Genomic DNA, 18,289 nt, shown 5'->3' with positions numbered 1-18,289 from the left:
TTGTTCGAATGTAGGTCTATGCCGCAAAATAACATACCGTCCTCCCCGTTAAAGTTTCGTTCGCACCTTAACTTTACTCCTTTGGCTAACGCCAGCGGAGGGAGGCGGCTAGATGATTATCAGGTCTTATATTCATACATTTTTAACCCGGTGGGCGATTACGCGCTGCTAATCGCCCCTACGAGCTAACTATTATCGACAGGTCTGTAGAACAGAGCTGCCACTATGATGGAAAAAATCAGTCAATAGGCAGCACTGTAAGAATGGCCGACGGGATCATACGGCAATGCATGGATGCGCCCGGTGACGCACCTTCTTATTGGGAAGTACCAATTAAAAATCGTCATTGATTTAGTGATAAATCAACGAAGGAAAGAAAGACAATGAAAAATTTTGACACTAGAACATAAACGAACAAGAGAAACTTAATGCTAACCATTTTGGTCCCATTCAAAATGCTGGCAGATAATATTGCACACCCTAATAATTCATTTTGGATAGTCATAAAGACGTTATCAAATGCAGAATACCAATGTGTCACTCAACAGTTCTCAGCGAGGTTTTTTTCAAGAAATAGAATCACTGCGTGGGCTAGCTGCACTAGCGGTTGTAATTGAACATTGCTTTTGGTTTTTCTTTGAAGCCAAGCCAGGCATATTCAATACGTATCCGGGCGTCCAACCAATTACACACTGGCTGATTCATACGGTGTTTAATGGGCGTGCGTCGGTCCTTCTTTTTTTCATCATGAGCGGCTTCGTCCTGGGGCTGCAACTCAAGAACGAGACCACATCGCTCCTGATTGGCTGGCCAGCCTATGTCGTCCGGCGAGTCCTTCGAATCGTACCGGCAATGTGGGTTAGTGTTTTTGTTTCCTATGGCGTTGCTTTGCTAACAGGCAGTCCGTCCAATGCAGACATTGCCATGCTGGTGAGGACACTTTTTTTCTGGGATTTTTTCCTGCAGGCTCCACTGTGGTCCATCAATATCGAGATGGGATGTAGCTTGGTCTTCCCACTGCTTTATTTCATTTCCACTCGAACGGGAAAAATCACCAATCTCGCTATTTTTGTTTTGTTGATGGCGATGATCTTTATCGTGCCCATGCCACCTTGGGACCTGCGCGTCGAGTTCATGCGCTCTCTGGTCTTGTTCCATGCAGGACTAATCGTTGGCGAATATGGAACAACATGGATGACAGCGCTGGGGCGACTGCGGCGGCCGTTGTTCTGGGGCGCGCTATTAGGATTCGGCCTCATTCCCCAGCTGTGGATATTCCAGTCAACATTTATGTTCTATGATGATAGAAGGTGGACACTGCTTGCAGAAATTCCCTTTTGTTTCTTCATTCTTTCGTACGTGGTCCATGAACGCGGACAACCTGGTACTGCGCTGCTGAGACAAGCCTGGGCCAGATATTTAGGAAAGGTTTCGTATAGCCTTTTCCTGTTCCATTGGCCAGTCTTGGTAATTGTCCAGTTTTACCTGCTCACTGATATGAGTCCTGCACTGTCGGCGATTGTCCAGCGATATCCACTGGCAGTCCAAGGCGTGCTATTTGCTGTCGTCCTCAGTATTTCGCTTGTAGTTGCGTCTGCAAGCTATCGATGGGTAGAAAAGCCATTCATTGAGTTAGGAAGAATATTTGGTCGATTCGTGAAAGCGAAAAGTCGTAAAAACCTTATGCCAACTGAAGCAGGAATATCGGTTGTAAAAGCGCACTGAAAAGATGCTTAATAGCAAAAACGATGCTGGGCGCTTTGTTTCGAACAACAAGTCCATCAGCATCTCACCAAGCTTCTTGTATCAGTACCGGCACCGGCAAGGGGTTAGGTCTGACATTCATACATTTCCGGCCCGGCGGGCGATTACGCGCTGCTGATCGCTCCTTCGGAGCTATTCAAAGTAATGGCGCCTTAATGGGGGAAACATATAAGAAACCTGCGACTGAAGCCGAAAAGAAAGTATTTTTTGGTATTGAGGATATTTGATAGGATTTATTTTTTATGGACTTACAATTACCTGATGGTATTTATACGCAAATTGTCGAGTTATGCAAAAGTGGTGATGCTTTGGTAAAGGAAAGCGAATATTTATTTGCAAAAGAGAAGTATGTTTCTGCATTGAGGCTTGTTCCTGAAAAACATCAAGATTGGGAAGCCGCAACGTGGATATACGTTGCCATCGGAGATGTAAACCTTAAGTTAGATGATAAAGAAAAAGCTTTAAAATGTTTTATTAACGCCGTTCAATGTCCAAAAGGATTGGGCAACCCGTATATACATCTTCGTTTGGGTCAACTCTATTTTGAGCAGAATTATTTCGAGAAAGCTGCTGATGAGTTGACTAGAGCCTATATGGGAGCTGGAATAGAAATTTTTATGGAAGATGATCCAAAGTATCTAGAGTTCTTAGAGACAAAGATAAATATATAGTTCTTGCTGCTGCCCTGTTCAGCGCGGTGGGGGAGTACGGCAAGGTGTCAAGTGCGGCGAGAGGTAAGGTCTGGGTGAGGGGTCAGGTCTAATGTTCATACATTTCCAACCCGGCGGGCGATCATGCGCTGTTAATGGCCCTTAGGCGGGCTATGCATTGACTGCGGACCTCAACCAAAAACATTCCCCCACGTCTGGTAATTCACGAACGACAAAGCCGCGTCTTTCCAGTACGCGGCGTAATTTTAGATTGGGCCTGGCACAATGTACGGCGTGCACACGCCATTCCAGAAACTGCAAACCTTCGCGTTGTGCATAGCGGTTGGCCAGTGATGCCAGGGCAGGTAAGGCACCTTCGCCGCCGCCGTCGACGTGCGCCAGTTCCATAATGAGGGTGTCACCAAAAACGCAAAAGCGGCCCAGCATGTTGGCTGACCCGGCCTTGAATACCAGGGCTTCGTCACTGAGTATGATGGATTGCATCAGTTCAGCTGGAAGGTTCAGGATTTCGTCGGCGGTGTAGCCTTCCAGCAGTATGTTTGACATGGGCTTGATGGATGATCAATATTGGTTATCGATCATAACAAAATTCTACTAGTCGATGGCCCGTAACGTGGGGGACGGTCAGGTCTGACATTCATCCATTTCTAACCCGGCGGGCGATTACGCGCCGCTAATCGTCCCTACGCGGACTATGCGCTTTTTTTATCATTCTTCGCCAATTAATTGCCTATATTGACGGCGGCTATATTCGACCATAGCTAAGAACCACTCATCAAAGCTAATAAATTCATCAATTACTTGTCCGGCAACCCAAAATACTTTCCCAGGATTTGCAGAGTTTGGTGTCGAAATGACGAATACATCTATATCCTCCATTGCAACTGCAATTGGTACTAATTCTTCTCGTCGAAATCCACATAGTTCTTGTAGGTTTTCTAAACTTTGCAACAAAGTATTTGCTCTGTCAAAACGCGCTCCTTGCACCAAGTCCACTGCAGAAAACAAGTCAATTGTTTGAAGAAAACTGTGCCAACCATTGGCGTGCAGTAAGAATTGCCGTAGTTCTGAATCTAGTGAAAAACCAAGAACTTTCTCAACTGATTCAATTTGCTCTATTGACGCGGCGACTTCTGGGAATGGATATTCCCACATTGAAGATTGGTCCGCCTCCGCATTTTTTTGTCTCACCATGTGTCCGATCAAAATCTCCCGCTTCCAATCCATTGTCGATTTCCTAAAAAATTTTGTCGGTTTATAGCTTATCATTGTTGCTCCGACTGTTCTACTAGCCTTGCGTCCTTTTCCTCCTGCCTCTTTCTTGTCTCCATCTCCAATTGTTTCGTAAATCCCTGCGCTGTGACGCTGTGCGTGGTTTTGACGATAACCCAATCTATATCACCTATAGGTGCTTTTAAGGTCGGTATGGTGACCCCCATCATGGGGGTAATGTCTGGCCTCCCCAGCGCCAGGGTAAATTGCGGGGTGGCCACGCTTTGCCCTGTTCATCTTTGCTTTTGCTGCTTGCTCTGCCGCCTCTTGATTGGGATAGGTGTGGCGCAGGCGTTTGGGGTTGTCGTCTTCGCCTAGCCAGTCACGCGGGGAGGGGTTGTTATGGGCCTTAGTAACTCAAGAGCGTTTACGCGTGGGCGAAGGGCGTGAGATATATTGAGGTAATGTGGTCTAGTTTAACCAGTAGTCCTGATGCAAATTTTCATAATCTTCAAAGATGTCGAATTTTTTAACAAAAGCGCGGCATTTCTCTTTGTAGGCATTATGAAGATCTTCCAAAACTGATATCTCGGCTAATGCATTGGCTGCAATCACCTTTAAAACGCTTCGATCGGAAATATTGGTCGCTGTCGTCTTAACAGAGGACCAACGATTATTTAAAAATATCCCTTCAGGGACAAGTTCACTTATCTCCAGCGACTCGTCTGAGTTAATTGCTATGCCAAGTTTTTTATCTGCATATTTGAAATCGCATATCAATGTTGTGTATCTGTTGCTATCAGTCTTGAATGTACCAACTTCGTCTGTTGTGGTTCGTTGAAACAACTCAGACTCATGATAAAGTCGACCGGTGAAGGTGACCAGCAATTTTATACTTTGGAAAAGCAGTTCAAAGTCATCATTTGTAAATTTTCTCCACTTTTCATAGGGCGTGCCTAATGATGAGTTCTGGAGAAAGCTTTCGTTCAAATTCAATTGAAAATAATGCCAAATAGCATATTTGTAGTGATTGATGACGTCTTTTTGCATCATCAGAACAGATATAGGTAATGACTTGATTTGAAGCAGAGTTGAACCGTTGTCGAGTGAAGTAATGGCATCTTCAAATATGCTTCGTAAATTAATCATAGATTATTCGCACCTACTTGGGCTGTGGCTAATATGCTTGTTCAGCAGTAAGGCTGGGAATTTCGCATGGCGAAAATACTTTATCAAAACCAGTGTCCAAGACAATGGGGATAAGTGAATTCAGTGCCTTGGTAAATTGAATTACCATATCAGTAGAACCCACCTCATTGAAGAATGAAAGCTCTATAAATGACAGTGGGGCAGTGCCTAAGAGTTTTTCATACTCGTCTAGTTCGTCTAGTTCGTCTTGTTCGTAGTAATCGTAATCAGTAAGTAAGTTGATATCAAGCTGCGCCCGGCTTTCTGCGTCATACAGCCCCCGATCGTTTGCCAGCTCTGGCTCCCCAATTATTTCGCCTACTATCTTTAAATATTCTACGAACGATTCTTTAGTCAAATGTTCACCGAGAATAATTGTTGATTCGATGGTCATGATTTCACTTTGCTGGGATTTGAGGGGGAAGCTCAGCCCACGTAGGCGCGATCAGGCTGGCTACAATTGCCATGCGTACGAATACGCGGTGCTATTCGTACCTACGTGGGCTAGTCGCACCTACGCGCTGCATTTTTATACCACGCCAATTTTCGGTAGATCTAGTCCGATTAGTTCTGGCCCAAAGCACTCAATGACGTCATCACCTTCTGATACATCATAGAAACGAATCCTGTTGATAAATTCCAGCAACTCCGTAGGTGTCGGTGCTGCCTGGTAAATTTCCAGATAATGCGGCGGCGGATTTAACCTGTCACCACATTCGATTATTGGATCGCTCCAGGGTGTTTTTCGTTTTGACCTGTATTTCGGGGCAAGTATAAATTCCAAACCATTGCCTCGGTCTAGGCTAACGAGAGTCAGGCTACTTTCGACTCTTCTAGGGCTTGACCGTGGGCGATGCTGTAGCACGTGAATGTATCCAACGACTGTGATTTCTTTGAAGTGGACTGTGGGCCAGGCATTACGGAATGCTTTTTCTATTGAAATTTCTAGAGAGGTCATTGTAGGTGAACGGATAAGTTTGTACTAATACCCGGGGCTATTCGTACCTACGCGGGCTGTTTTGCACACTAGCACTTGCATGTCTGTGACAGCGCGAAGGCGCATTACCAGCGTTGCAAGACTTGATTCGTTCGGAGTCGTCATATTGTCGTGTGCCTTTAGCCCGCGTGCGTGCGAATACGCGGGCGTTTCGCACCTACTCGGGTTTGCTAGTGGAAGGGCGCAAGCCTGAATAAATTTTACTCTTTACATTTGCATCTTCAATGGGCGGAAACATTTCAATCTGACCAACCCCTGCTTCTATCATCGCACTGACAAGCACACCTCCAATAACATTGCCGGCAACGTTCACACCTAAGCCAACATTTGGACTGCCGACGGCAGGAACTGTAGCTGTCTGCACGATGCGTTGCATCACATAGTCATTTATATTTTCTGTCGTATGTACTTCTTTTTCAAAGATATAAAAGAATTGAGGGCCCTTTGTGGTGTTTCGAGGAACATAAATCCCTCCGACCAATAATCTTGGCTTGCGTTGAATCATTTCGTTTGTTGTCCAAATTGAGCGATCTTTACCGAAGTAATAGACTCCATTTGCGTCTTCGTTTTTGGCTACATATACGCCGGGAAGCGCACCTTCTTCACATCGAACATGCATCCCACGGAAGGCCGTTGTTGAGATGCTTTCCGAAAGATTGATTTCCTCGTTGCGTGACGCCTTCGCGAGATTCTCTGGCCTTGTACTGGCGCAACCGACAAGAATTACTATAAACGTGACTAAGGAAAGAGCTTTAAATATTTTCATGATTTTGTAATGGGAAAATTGGGCTGGCAAATTATATCGCTCTAATTGAGAAGCAATTACGTTGTGCTGCCAAATCACTTGCTAAGCGAAAGTGCGATTAGATCAGCCTAATCGCACCCATGTCAATCAAGGCGTCATGCCTCAATCATTCCATTCCCCCGGGCTTTGAAGATGTAGCACTTCATCGACTTGCCAGCGATGGCACTGTTGACGACGGTGTTTTTTAGATAGGTGTTGTATTTGCTTAAGGGGATGTTGCGGCGGATCTCCTGGCGGTTGGGGAGGGGAATTTTGTTTTCTTGGGCGAGGCGTACCACTTCGTTGATGTTGATGGCGATGGTGGCTTTGTCGCGGGCGTGGTTGGTTTTGATGCCCAGGTTGTTGAGTTCTTCGATGGCGTCCCAGAATTCTGTGATGACGGTGGGTTCGTCTGGCTCTGTGCTGCCGACAGCGTTTAAGGCGGGGGCGGGGTAGCCTAGCAGGGTGGCGATTTCGGTCAGTTCTTAATGCAGCGCTTGGCGCTTGATGGGGTGGGTGGTATCTACAAGTTTGTTAATTACGTCATGACGGGAGCGGTGGGCGCGCATGCGTTCTGTAAATGTAATGCTGCCGGGGCGGGTGGCTGTGCCTTGGGTCCAGTAGTTCCAGAGGGCGTCGTCGCATTCTTCCTGGTAGCGGGTGACTTTCTCGCGCAGTTCTGGTTTGACTTTGCTCGGATTGACAGCGCACTACCCGGCCATAGGAAAACCTATAGACGTAAAAAAACCACGACTTTCGGGCGCGGGTTATCTTGCCGCTGTTAGATGGTGTGTTCAGCACCAGTGGCTAGGATAGCGAGGTTTGGATGTTTTGGCAATGTGTATGGTTATAGATCGTTAAGGTATGTAATTAACAACAATTAACGATTAGTACACAGAATTATTTTGCAAATTTTGCAAAATAATTGGTAAATAGGGATGTGCCAAACGCGCTAGGGCCACCTTTGTTCCTGATCCAAACCGTTTAACTTGCGATGCATAAAAATAATCTAGTGAAAATATAAATGGAAAACACCTTCACTTCAGTTAAGAATCCGCTATCAGTGATCGCAATTTTTGCAGGGATAGCAGAAATTAGCGGCACTGCAGTGTTGCCGCATATTGCAGTTGCAAATCAAGCTTTATACATTTGGTTTTTGATGCTTTTCCCAACGTTATTAGTCTGCATATTTTTTCTTACGTTAAATTTTAACCATAAAGTTCTCTACGCGCCTTCAGATTTCAAGGACGAAGATAACTTTGTGAATTTGCTTAAGAAAGCTACCGACATCGAATTAGTAAAGTTTAAGGGGGGCAGTACTACTGCCAATTTTGAAGCTGAAACTGCACCATTATCTATTCCCGAAATTGAAGAACCTACTACAGAAAATACTGATGAACTACCTAATTCGTCTAACCAGCAAGAGTCTTTACGGGACAAGTTAGATGAAGCCGAAAAAGAGGGAGAAGCAACTCAGCAGAGCATTCAAGAAATACAAAGCAATATCGAAAAGAGTTTAAAGGAAATAGATAAATTGTTGCTAGATATTGATTCAACAAAGGAATCTAATGGTGCACCTTCAAATCTGACTCAGAGAAAGCAGATGTATGCGATTTCAAATCACATCTCTCAAAGACTAAATCAAGATATTCAGCTTGGAACTGCGGCTGCATTAGATGAGTTAGAAAAAGAGCTGGGAGTACTCTTAGATCGAAAAATGAAAATTCAAATCGGTAGTACTGCATATGCTTTTGATGGAATTATTAAGCGAGCGGGAAGCTTGACTGGAGTCGAAGTGATGTTTGAGCGATTTATCAGTGGCTCGTCAAAAGGTGAAAGCAGTTTGAAGGCACTTAAGTATAGATTTCTGGCTCTATTTAATCAAATGAATCTTGACCAGAAAAAAGATTTCTCTTTGCTGCTAGTGCTTGTTATGGACGATATCAACCAAGCTAGTATGATCAACGATAGGCTTAGATCAACACTGAGTACATTGCCTTTTCCCGTAGCAATTAAAGTTTTCAAATTTGATGATCTGTTAATGAAATCAAATAAAACGTAAATGTAATTAGACCGTGTAGTGCGATTGGTGTAACGTAATCGTACGCATGTAGGCGATACATGATCTTTGAAACAGCACCGGAAGTTAAACTCAAAACCCGCCTCTGTTCATACTGAACATCAGCCCCACCCGCCACAACCCTGTCCCGTAACCCATATTGATGCACCCGCGCAATACAGGCGACGCGGCCATAGAAACCCACTTCCAGCCCGTTGCCATCTGCCTTTGCTTTGAGGTGGGTGTTTGTCCTTAGCTTGTTGAACATGCTGGCTTTTTGTTTTTTTTATTCTGCCTTGCTTGCCGCGTATGTTTTTGCGTTGCTTGCGCGGTGCGTAGCAGCGGGCTAGGGGTCAGGTCTAACTTTCCTACATGTTCAATCAGGTGGGCGATTACGCGCCGCTAATCGCCCCTACTCGTCCCTCGCTGGCTTTTTCTATCAAGGCGCGAGTTCAAACACGATTTTCGCCCCCACCTTCGTCAGAGGCATCGCTCGAAGCATAAGTTCTCGCTTTGTGGCAATTTCCACCATTGGACGCGGCTGTTTTAGCAGTTCCGCGACTTCCTTCACACTTTTGCCAGTCATTTGTCGAATCTCGAAAAACACCTTTTCAAATGAAGGACCAATATCGGCTATGACCATAGCATATCTGTCGTAATGCACTTCTTGCTTGATTTTCATTGCGTCCAACCTTATAAGAAGTGAATATTCAACACAACGCAGTGTGTGCGGGGGTAGGGCGAGGGGGCAGGACTTACATTCATACATTTCCAACCCGGCGAGCGATTACGCGAAAGTTAATTGTCCCGCGACTGAAAAATTAATAAGTCATCTTCTGGGATAAAAAGAACGTAGATATCATTGCCGCTTTTGAGTACCAGGTCAATACTGCGAGGCAATCTGAAAAGTTTAAATGCTAAATCATAAAATTGGTTCGCATCTAAGTGAAACCAATCGGGAAAGTCCCCATTTGGAAGTGTGAATGAAACAGAAATATTTCCAAACTTAGAAAATTGTATAAATTTTTCCGCGAGTTCAAAGGAGTACTTTAACTTGATGTCATCGTAAGCTTTGGATATAAAAATTAGATTTTTTGGCGATGCCGTCGGCGATAGTTTTCGAATATCATTATTCACTACCCAACACTAGTGTCCCAACGTTTTCACGTCAGAGGCTCGTAAGTCAATGATTTGTTTGCATAAAATGATGTTTTTATCTGGTCTCGATTTGAACGTCGAGGCGCAGAATTGGAGCTTTTTGCGGATATCCGCCAAAGGCTCCTATGCATCAGGGCAAACTCGTTTTCTCGCAGGTCATGACGTATTTGCCACTGACCACCTTTCGACGATGTGTAGCAGCCCACAGGGGCGATCACAAGGTCAAGGATTTTTCCTGTCTGGATCAATTCTTCGCCATGGCCTTTGCGCAGTTGACCTATCGGGAGTCGTTGCGCGATATCGAAGTCAATCTGCGCGCCCAAGCCCATCGGCTGTATCACATGGGATTTCGTTGTGCGACGATTTCCCGCAATACGCTGGCCAGTGCAAATGCCACGCGCCCCTGGCAAATCTATGCCGATCTGGCGCAGCACCTGATTGCGATAGCACGCCCGTTGTACGTCAGCGAACCATTTGGCGTGGACCTCGATGCAACGGTCTATGCGTTCGATGCCACTACTATCGATCTGTGTTTGTCGGTTTATCCGTGGGCACCTTTCCGGTCCGCCAAGGCTGCCATCAAATTGCATACCTTGCTGGACCTGCGCGGCTCTATTCCCAGTTTCATTCACATCACCGACGGCAAGACCCACGAGGTCAATATTCTCGACGATCTGGTCATCGAGCCAGGAGCTTATTACCTGATGGATCGCGGTTATCTGGACTTCGCCCGGCTGTACAACTTGCATTCGACGGGCGCCTTCTTTGTCACCAAAGCAAAAAGCAATACCAAGTTCAAGCGTCGGTACTCGCATCCGGTCGATCGGGCGACGAGCAACGTTATCTGCGATCAAACTGGTGTGCTTCCACTGTTCTACACAAGCAAGCATTACCCGGCGACTTTGCGTCGTGTCGTCGTCAAGGGCGACGCTGGGGAACGCGTCATCTTTTTGACCAACAATTTCGCTCTCAAACCAGAGATGATTGCGGCACTTTACAAGCAGCGCTGGCAGGTCGAATTGTTTTTCAAGTGGATCAAGCAACATTTGCGTATCAAGACCTTTCTGGGAACCAGCGAGAATGCCGTGAAGACGCAAATATGGATCGCGGTCTGTACTTATGTACTCATCGCTATCGTCAAAAAACGTCTGCATTTGCCTTACAGTCTTTACGAAATCCTACAAATCCTCAGTCTCACCATGTTTGAAACAACACCAATAAATCAATTACTTACGCCGTCATCGAAAAATTCAGGTGACGAAAATCAACCAAAACAGATGTCTCTCCTATGAGAAACGTTGGGACACTAGTGACTACCCAAGTGAAACTATCCTTTTCAACGTCAAAAAAGTCCGCAAGAAAAGTGTCATTTTCTGCCTGCTGAATTCTGGCTTTTAATTCGGCCAATTTTTTTTCCAGTAAAGTAGATCGCTTCATTTTTTCTCTGAGGGTATCCGGGACGCGGGGTCTGGCCTGATATTTATACAATTCCAGCCTGGCTGGCGATTAAGCTGCCAGACACATACAAATGGTCAATCCAATCTGCAGCAGTTCCACATCCAACTATTGATCCTTCTTCGGTTAGCGATAATAAGTATTCAAAATTAGTATCGACAATATAAAAAGAGAAATTGGCACATTCATTCCAAGCATTGATAACATCTGAAAATGAACTGAGCTTAAATAGCACTTCCGTATATCTAAAGTCAAAGAATACATAGACTTCACCTTTTGACGGGAAATCAAAGAGAAATTCGTGTGATTGAAAATATGAAATTGCAGAGCAATCTGCCAATACTTCAAATAGTCTCGAATCTCTTTTTTTCTTGGACGCGAACTTGTTTAGTAAGAAATCAAAAACTATATCAGCGTTGCTTTTCTCAATAATCGAAAAAGGTATCTTAGCGGTATTTAATACCTTAATAAATTCATTATTTGGTTCCCACATATTTTTTCCCCAGAGGATGCGACGCACACGGTCAGTTAGCTTATCATTATTGCTCTGACTCTTCTACTGGCCGCGCGTCCTTTTCCTCCTGACCCTTCCTCGTCTCCATCTCCAATTGGGTAGTAAACCCCTGCGCCGTGACGCTGTGAGTGGTTTTGACAATAATCCAGTCCGTATCCCCGATAGGCACTTTTAAGCTGGGGATGCGCACGCCCATCATGGGGGTGATGTCTGGCCTGCCCAGGGCGAGAGTAAATTGCAGGGTGGCCTTGCCACGCTTCACCCGGTTCATTTCTGCTTTTGCTGCTTGCTCTGCCGCCTCCTGATTCGGGTAGGTGTGACGCAGGCGTTTTGGATTGTCGTCTTCGCCTATCAGCTCGCTTTTTTCTTTGGCGTCGTTGGGGTCATGCCATTGGGCGCGCACGCCGCTGTAGGCGTCGCGGCTGGCGGTGTGGTAGCGGTGTTTGTCACCGTCGCGGCGTTCCAGGGTGATGGTGGGCAGGCTTTCGCCTTTGCTGTTTCTGCCCTCATCGATGGGCAAGAAGAGCAGGGCGTCTTTTTTGACGGTGGCCACTGCATCAAAGCGTTTGCCCAGCCGGTTCAAGAAATTAATGTCTGATTCATTGGTCTGGTCTATGTGGCCTATGACTTTTCCTTGCAGGCTTTGGCTTACCTTTGGGGGGGGAAACCATTGTCTTTGGCAATCAGGCCCACGATATCGGCAACGGTCTTTTGATCAAAGCTGCGGTCTTTGCGGGTGCGTACTGGCTTTGCCATCTCTGCACTGCGGGCGGGCAGGACCAGCATATCTGGCGCGCCTTCGTGTTCTACCTCGTCCACCACAAAGGCACCTTTGTCCTCCATGCCAGAATGCTGCCGGCCAAGCTGCAAAGTAATCTTGACGCCTTTGCGCGGTATTACCACGCTGCCGTCGCTGTCGTCTTTGGTGATGTTTAGTTCGTCGACGGCGTTTTCTCTGACCTCGTTCAATGTCGGGCTTACCAAGCGCGGATAAGTTTTGCTGGCACTCGCATGCATCCAAAGAACGCGGCAATCAAGCAACACTTTGCCACTTAGCGTTGAACCTTCTGCCTGGAAATGGGCGCGCATATCTATCGATGTTAAAATTATATTTTACTTGCCATTTAAATACTCAATAACAAAGGTGCGAAGAGCACGTTGACAGCCAATATCTCACGCAAATTATTTAGCGAATAATTCGGTGGCATCTGTGACATGCATTTGAACAGGTCTTCATCATCAACTGATCTAAAATTATCGGGTGCTTATATGTTGAAAAATACTGAGTTAGAAGAACGTCTTTTCTCAATGTTGCCGAAAGAATTGAACTTGCCACATGAAGAGCTGACGCGTGAATCCAAGCTTCAGGAAATTGGATTTGATTCTTTGGCTGTTATTGAATTCAAGTTTGAAGTTGAAGATGCGTTTGGTATCCGTTTTGGTCAATTCGTCAGCCCACCAGTGACATTGGGCGAGGTGTTTGACCAGATTGAAGAGGCGGTTAATCTGGCGGCAGGGCGATCATGAATTTGACGCCTGTTGTTGTCACAGGGATAGGCATCGTTTGTCCCTCTGGCAATTGGCCGGGGCAGGTGTTTGATAACGTTGCTGCGGGGCGCTCTGCAATTCGTCTGTTGCCTGCATCTGCCCGCCAGTCACCTGTGCATTTGGCGGCTTTTGTTGATGAAGCCGTGGCGCAGGAGAGTGTTAGCAGTGATCGTGTTGCGCAGTTATCACTAGCCGCCGGGCGGCGTGCGCTGGAAAATGCCGGTCTGCTTGAACGTCCAGATTTGTTGGCGGATATGGCAATCCATTTGGGTACGGGCAGTGGTGGTAACGCAACGCAAGATGCTGCATTCCATCGGCTATATGCGGAGAATAAAGATCGCATAGCACCTATGTCTTTACCACGCGGGATGATGAGTGCTGCTGCGTCAGAGATGTCGATTAAGTTTGGTATTCGCGGTCAGAATAATACCTATGCGGTGGCATGTGCATCTTCTTCTGCGGCTATTGGCGAAGCCTTGCGAACTATCCGGCACGGTTATGCCGATCGTGTGCTGGCCGGGGGAAGTGAAGCTTTGCTTACTTATGGTGTACTGCACGCCTGGCATGCACTATGTGCCCTGGCCCCGGCGGATCAGGATGTTGCTGCCTCGTGCAGGCCATTTTCAAAAGACAGGAATGGGCTGGTGCTGGGGGAGGGGGCGGCATTTCTTGTATTGGAATCTTTGGATTCTGCATTGTCACGTAAGGCAACAATACTTGCCGAACTTGTCGGTTTTGGCAGTTCTTGTGATGCCAGTCATATTACACATCCCTCGGTGGACGGGCAGGTAAGAGCCATACGTCTGGCTTTGAAGGATGCTGGTATAAGTGCGGACGCGGTTGATTACATCAATGCCCACGGCACGGCGACAGTGGTAGGGGACGCCATTGAAGCGGAATCGATACGAACGGTATTTGGTCATCGCAGCGAGGCAGTGCCAGTCAGTTCAACGAAGGCCGTACATGGTCATTTGATGGGGGCGGGTGGTGCAGTTGAACTTGCGCTCTCGTTGCTGGCGATGGAGCATGGTGTGATTCCACCAACGGCAAATTGTCGTGAGCTGGATGAGAGTTTGGGAATTGATGTAGTGACTTCAACCCGCCACAAAAATATTGATTGTGTCATGTCGAATTCTTTTGCATTTGGTGGAAGTAATAATGTACTGATTGCGAAAAAATACCGGGCCGCATAGATCGTATTGATCTTGTGCTAGCAGGGCAATCAGATTCAAGGTCGGGAAAATTCTTGCCGCAATCCTTGCGTCAATGATCAATTAAATTTATTTTTATCATCGGATTACTCACTTTCATATCCCGAATTTTCAGACTCCGAGTTTTCAGATTCATTATCTGCCTCTTCTTCCTTTTCATCGTCCAGTTTTTGTTTTTTTAGCGCTTGTTTCTCTTTCATTGCGATTTTTTTGCGTTTTTTCTTGCCTTCATCGGATAACTTGCGCTTGCCCTTGAGTTTGGGTACGCCTTTAAGATTACCCAGGCCGTTTATGCGCATGTAATGGCCTGCTTTGGTCCTGTCTCCTGAAAATTCGCCAATAACAAATTCGCTAAAACTGCTGTACTGGTTGTACAGTTCCCGCGCTGTGTCAATTTGCTGTTGACGGGCCAGTAATTTAAGTTGTCGCTGCCTGTCGGCCTCTTTTTTGAGAGTTTCGGCATGTTTTTTTGTTATACCACCTTCTTTGATAGCATTCTTGATGTTTGGTAAGTCTTCCTTGGTGACGGATTCGAAGTAAGCTTCTGCGACGTAGACATAGCGTTCGCTAGTGGTCCAGCCACCACTTTTACCCAGGATGTGACGACGGTCTGAGGTGATGTCGATCAATCCTTCTTTTTTGTCATCCAGATGGAGAACGATATCGGGATAGGAGACACTGCCCATGTCGTCGGAACGCTGCTTGGCCCACTTCAGTGGCAGGTCGGTTTCATTCATCAGCGCATATACCCGCTCTTCCATGGCATTACCGACATGCGTGACAGCCATATTGCTATTACGCTGAAGTAAATTGAGGAAAGTGGCAATTTTTGCGCCAGTCCAGTCCTGGATTTTGCCTGTCATCAATTCATCATAGGCTTGATCTACCAATTTGCTAACAATCTTGGCAAACTCTTTGCAGGCCTTCAGGTTTTTTGTGCTGGTGGTTCCGGCGGCATCAAAATTTTCATCGAGTTGGCGTTGAATCAAGCCCCTGTCATTGGGGAGTATTAATCTCTGTGGCTGAGACGTGCTGCTCTGCAGTTGCATGGCCTGGCTGCCACGCTGGTCGGCCTCTTGTTCCAGTTGTTGATTATCGTTAATGGCAAGACCATTGGCATGTAGCGTTGGCTTGACCCGGCCTTCTGCTTGTTGCACTACGTGCCAGGCTTCATGAGGCAAGTGCTGTTCTTGTCCCTTGGCCAAATGGATATTGCTCCCTTGGGCATAGGCCAGGGCATTGAGTTGTCGTGGTTTGCTGGAGTTGTAATGGACGCGAACATGGTCCATGGATATGCCGGACAAAGTTTCTATGCCGGTCTTGAGTGAGTCTGGCAAACCAGTCTGGTTAGGCTTGTTGCGCAACTGCATGGGGCTGCGTGCATATTGGTAGTTGCCCATGGGTTCCAGCCCGGTTTGTTGGGCCGATGCTGGTTCGCCAACGCGTGCAGGTTCATCTGTCTTGATCCTGATCTGTTTTGCCTGGCGAGTGAATTGACCATGCATGTTTGTCTCACTTATCCGGTAAGCCGGTCAATGCATCATGAGTCAACGCACGGATAATTCTTGCTAAGCGCTATGTACAGTGACAGGCTGCCATTCTGGCTCAAGGATTCCGGGTTGCTTTGCAAGAACTTGGTAAACACGCGGGCTACTTGCTCGTGGGTCACGCCACCTTCGGGCGGACAGTAGAGTTTGGGTGTCTTGCTGATTTTGCTGTTGAGCGCCAGGGCCTCGCGAAAGCCCGAAATATAGGTCATGCAATTGAGGGCGGACAAGCTTTCTTCCAATGTCAGTTGCGCACCGTCTGCCTGTTTGACAGCAGCCTCACATGCCCTGAGAAAATATGCACCGTCTTTGGCTTGCGCCTGTGGTGCCAGGCTAATGCTGCAAATGAATATACATGTCCAGAATAATTTTTGCATGCCAATCTCCGTTGCTGTTGAATGCAGGGTGCATGCCATGGCACGATGCGTCGCCGGAATCCGGCAAACTCTTTTACATCACCTGATCAGACCAGTGTTTTGCAATACCCATCTGTATTCAGGATGAGAATTCTTGCCAACTTATCATTGGCACTACATGTCGAAAAATTTCCTATCAATTCAAACAGGTAAATTAAAAGCCGATTGCCATATTAGCATTAAAAATAATAAATAAGCTAAATAAAAAGACAATATTGTTGTAAAAAAGCTAAAAAATAATTAGTTTTAAAAAGATAACTTTACTTATAGATTTTTCATCTAATTCGGATGTACGATGACCGCTCGTAATTGAATCGGTTACGAGAGAAACAGGAGCGACGAATTTAGCCGGGTTGCAAATGTTCTTTGCTTTTGCGATGTTTGGAAGTCTTTTTTGGAATACTTTTCTAATTTAAAAGGATGCTATTATGTCTACTTTTGCGTCAGGTACTATTACAGTCAGTAATGCAACTCCTGGTCAGTCAGTTGCAATCAATATTGCTCCCCAGCAGGGCTATGCATGGAGCTCAGGTAACCCAAGTGATCCCAACAACAGCGGCATCACGCTGTCAACAACCTCTGGCTCGCCTGTGCCTGTTAATTCCTTCAGCATGACCAATCAGGTCATGCAAACAATTACGGCTTCTGGTGGCTCTAGCACGGGTTCTGCAACCGTTTCGTTCAGTATTGCCACTTATATTTCCAATGCGAATACTGGCGGTTACGTTGGCATGAGTTGCACAGCAGATCCAGGTGTGACGGTGACGTTTGCATTCTCCAATTCCAAGTCAGTCACTCTGACCAGCGCACAAGTTGGTGTGATGTGGCCATCCTGAGTCTGATGACCAGCTAGCCATACCCGAACCCGCACTCAGGTTGCCGCCAAGCCTGTTGGGCGGGTATGGGGAAAACAAGAATCGAATAATTGTGGATGTGATTTTTCCAACACGAAGGAAAGTTTCATGAGTGCCCGCAAAAATGGTGGCCCATCCAAGACAAAATCACCTGAGGCCGCTGCAGGTGATTCGAGTGTTCCTCCTCCGGAGGCAGCAGTAGAGCTGGTGACACCAGTTTATGCTGAGGATGCCGCTGTAGAGCCTGTGGCGTCAGTCCATGCTGAAGAAGCTCCAGTTATTGCCGAGCTAGAAACGCAGGCGACATCGACAGCTGCACCCGTGATTCTTCCCGAGGTTGCCATTCCACCTGAAATAGGCAGTCATCCGGATTCGGATGTTTTACGATTATTGCAGGAACAAGCCAGCTCTTTAGGTGCTGACGGCAGTGACGATGATGACGTTGAACTCAGCGAAGAGGAACGGCTTTATCTAAATTCGCACCTGAAAGCCAATCCCCTGCATCAAGTCAATGAGCATTGCTTCACCGAAGTCAATGTATTCAGGCAAATGAATATCACGTTTTATAATCTGCGGGCCAACAGCAAGGCGTTTTTATCTATCAGGCCTGATCAAATGGCGATCTGGAGCGAAGGAGGAGAAAACAGCAAGATGGTGGGTTTGAGTTTTTCAACCAGCACCCAGCCAACCTTGTATTTGCGTAATTTTCTGATCAATGCGCGTGAAATGTTTTTGGAAACTTATCAGGACTGCAGTGAAATCAATATCGGCCTGTATGTGCGTACTGAACAGTTTCAGTTAAAAGGACGAGTCGATTTACCTCCTGGGGCAAGCGTCACCATGCAATCGCGTTGTGACCGCACCAGCATCATTGGCCTGAGTTCGTTTGGTATTGATCTGGAATAGGGAAA

20 protein-coding genes and 2 pseudogenes are annotated in these 18,289 nt (G+C 46.4%); 9 read left to right on the top strand and 13 right to left on the bottom strand.

Annotated elements, in window-relative coordinates; translation table 11 throughout:
* Positions 1-519 precede the first annotated feature (519 nt).
* Genes ACO0LD_RS06800 through ACO0LD_RS06790 form a run of 3 tightly spaced genes read left to right on the top strand, consistent with a single transcriptional unit; the run spans position 520 to position 2,435 of the window.
* Positions 520-1,725 carry an acyltransferase family protein gene (locus ACO0LD_RS06800; protein WP_423005019.1) on the top strand — a complete coding sequence of 402 codons (1,206 nt, stop codon included), beginning with the start codon at positions 520-522 and terminating at the stop codon, positions 1,723-1,725.
* Positions 1,726-1,748: 23 nt separating this feature from the next.
* Entirely contained in the window at positions 1,749-1,991 is a 243-nt protein-coding gene (locus ACO0LD_RS06795) for a hypothetical protein (RefSeq protein WP_423005017.1), read from the top strand.
* Positions 1,992-2,006: 15 nt separating this feature from the next.
* On the top strand, positions 2,007-2,435 hold the full coding sequence (locus ACO0LD_RS06790; protein ID WP_423005015.1) for a hypothetical protein: 429 nt from the start codon (positions 2,007-2,009) through the stop codon (positions 2,433-2,435).
* Positions 2,436-2,585: 150 nt separating this feature from the next.
* On the opposite strand, the gene ACO0LD_RS06785 is transcribed toward ACO0LD_RS06790, so the two are convergent.
* From ACO0LD_RS06785 to ACO0LD_RS06760, 6 genes and pseudogenes are all read right to left on the bottom strand, one after another.
* Positions 2,586-2,981, bottom strand: a complete 396-nt coding sequence (locus tag ACO0LD_RS06785; RefSeq protein ID WP_423005013.1) for a hypothetical protein — start codon at positions 2,979-2,981, stop codon at positions 2,586-2,588.
* Positions 2,982-3,143: 162 nt separating this feature from the next.
* Positions 3,144-3,827, bottom strand: coding sequence for an SMI1/KNR4 family protein (locus ACO0LD_RS06780; RefSeq protein ID WP_423005011.1), 684 nt, complete (start codon positions 3,825-3,827; stop codon positions 3,144-3,146).
* A 291-nt stretch (positions 3,828-4,118) separates the two neighbouring features.
* Positions 4,119-4,796: a hypothetical protein gene (locus tag ACO0LD_RS06775; RefSeq protein WP_423005009.1), complete on the bottom strand. Its 678-nt coding sequence runs from the start codon at positions 4,794-4,796 to the stop codon at positions 4,119-4,121.
* A gap of 28 nt (positions 4,797-4,824) precedes the next feature.
* Positions 4,825-5,229, bottom strand: a complete 405-nt coding sequence (locus ACO0LD_RS06770; RefSeq protein WP_423005007.1) for a hypothetical protein — start codon at positions 5,227-5,229, stop codon at positions 4,825-4,827.
* Between the two features lie 760 nt (positions 5,230-5,989).
* The gene (locus ACO0LD_RS06765) at positions 5,990-6,598 is read right to left on the bottom strand and encodes a hypothetical protein (RefSeq protein ID WP_423005005.1); all 609 of its coding nucleotides are present in this window, start codon (positions 6,596-6,598) and stop codon (positions 5,990-5,992) included.
* A gap of 503 nt (positions 6,599-7,101) precedes the next feature.
* Positions 7,102-7,311, bottom strand: a pseudogene (locus ACO0LD_RS06760) (phage antirepressor N-terminal domain-containing protein); the annotation flags it as partial.
* A 329-nt stretch (positions 7,312-7,640) separates the two neighbouring features.
* Between ACO0LD_RS06760 and ACO0LD_RS06755 the strand changes: the two are divergent.
* Positions 7,641-8,678, top strand: a complete 1,038-nt coding sequence (locus ACO0LD_RS06755; RefSeq protein WP_423005003.1) for a hypothetical protein — start codon at positions 7,641-7,643, stop codon at positions 8,676-8,678.
* Here ACO0LD_RS06755 and ACO0LD_RS06750 read toward each other — a convergent pair.
* Positions 8,638-8,946, bottom strand: a pseudogene (locus ACO0LD_RS06750) (phage virion morphogenesis protein); the annotation flags it as partial. The gene ACO0LD_RS06755 and the pseudogene ACO0LD_RS06750 sit on opposite strands and share 41 nt — an antisense overlap.
* A 168-nt stretch (positions 8,947-9,114) precedes the next feature.
* Positions 9,115-9,357 (bottom strand): hypothetical protein, encoded by a 243-nt coding sequence (locus tag ACO0LD_RS06745; RefSeq protein WP_423005001.1) that lies wholly within the window; start codon positions 9,355-9,357, stop codon positions 9,115-9,117.
* 601 nt (positions 9,358-9,958) lie between these two features.
* On the opposite strand from ACO0LD_RS06745, the gene ACO0LD_RS06740 reads away from it, so the two are divergent.
* Entirely contained in the window at positions 9,959-11,125 is a 1,167-nt protein-coding gene (locus ACO0LD_RS06740; protein WP_423004095.1) for an IS4 family transposase, read from the top strand.
* Positions 11,126-11,313: 188 nt separating this feature from the next.
* On the opposite strand, the gene ACO0LD_RS06735 is transcribed toward ACO0LD_RS06740, so the two are convergent.
* From ACO0LD_RS06735 to ACO0LD_RS06725, 3 genes are read right to left on the bottom strand one after another with little or no spacing between them, the layout of a single operon-like run.
* Positions 11,314-11,781: a hypothetical protein gene (locus ACO0LD_RS06735; RefSeq protein ID WP_423004999.1), complete on the bottom strand. Its 468-nt coding sequence runs from the start codon at positions 11,779-11,781 to the stop codon at positions 11,314-11,316.
* Between the two features lie 46 nt (positions 11,782-11,827).
* Positions 11,828-12,427, bottom strand: a complete 600-nt coding sequence (locus tag ACO0LD_RS06730; protein ID WP_423005055.1) for a contractile injection system protein, VgrG/Pvc8 family — start codon at positions 12,425-12,427, stop codon at positions 11,828-11,830.
* A 23-nt stretch (positions 12,428-12,450) separates the two neighbouring features.
* Entirely contained in the window at positions 12,451-12,891 is a 441-nt protein-coding gene (locus ACO0LD_RS06725) for a hypothetical protein (RefSeq protein WP_423004997.1), read from the bottom strand.
* A 180-nt stretch (positions 12,892-13,071) separates the two neighbouring features.
* Here ACO0LD_RS06725 and ACO0LD_RS06720 point away from each other — a divergent pair, with 180 nt between their 5' ends.
* Positions 13,072-13,329 carry an acyl carrier protein gene (locus ACO0LD_RS06720; protein ID WP_423004995.1) on the top strand — a complete coding sequence of 86 codons (258 nt, stop codon included), beginning with the start codon at positions 13,072-13,074 and terminating at the stop codon, positions 13,327-13,329.
* A complete protein-coding gene (locus tag ACO0LD_RS06715; RefSeq protein ID WP_423004993.1) occupies positions 13,326-14,543 on the top strand; it encodes a beta-ketoacyl-[acyl-carrier-protein] synthase family protein in 1,218 nt (405 codons plus the stop codon). The genes ACO0LD_RS06720 and ACO0LD_RS06715 overlap by 4 nt, the downstream gene beginning before the upstream one ends.
* 104 nt (positions 14,544-14,647) lie before the next feature.
* Here the strand turns inward: ACO0LD_RS06715 and ACO0LD_RS06710 are convergent, their stop codons facing one another.
* A complete protein-coding gene (locus ACO0LD_RS06710; protein WP_423004991.1) occupies positions 14,648-16,066 on the bottom strand; it encodes a DUF4157 domain-containing protein in 1,419 nt (472 codons plus the stop codon).
* Between the two features lie 35 nt (positions 16,067-16,101).
* Complete coding sequence (locus ACO0LD_RS06705; RefSeq protein ID WP_423004989.1) at positions 16,102-16,485, bottom strand: Rap1a/Tai family immunity protein; 384 nt, start codon at positions 16,483-16,485, stop codon at positions 16,102-16,104.
* A 467-nt stretch (positions 16,486-16,952) separates the two neighbouring features.
* Between ACO0LD_RS06705 and ACO0LD_RS06700 the strand changes: the two genes are divergently transcribed.
* Entirely contained in the window at positions 16,953-17,360 is a 408-nt protein-coding gene (locus ACO0LD_RS06700) for a hypothetical protein (protein WP_423004987.1), read from the top strand.
* A 126-nt stretch (positions 17,361-17,486) separates the two neighbouring features.
* Complete coding sequence (locus ACO0LD_RS06695) at positions 17,487-18,284, top strand: hypothetical protein (protein WP_423004985.1); 798 nt, start codon at positions 17,487-17,489, stop codon at positions 18,282-18,284.
* Positions 18,285-18,289 lie beyond the last annotated feature (5 nt).

This window comes from Undibacterium sp. Ji83W (assembly GCF_049340385.1).
GTDB lineage: Bacteria > Pseudomonadota > Gammaproteobacteria > Burkholderiales > Burkholderiaceae_D > Undibacterium.
The sequence above is the reverse complement of the archived record's forward strand: the minus strand, read 5'-3'. Positions and strand labels throughout refer to the sequence as shown.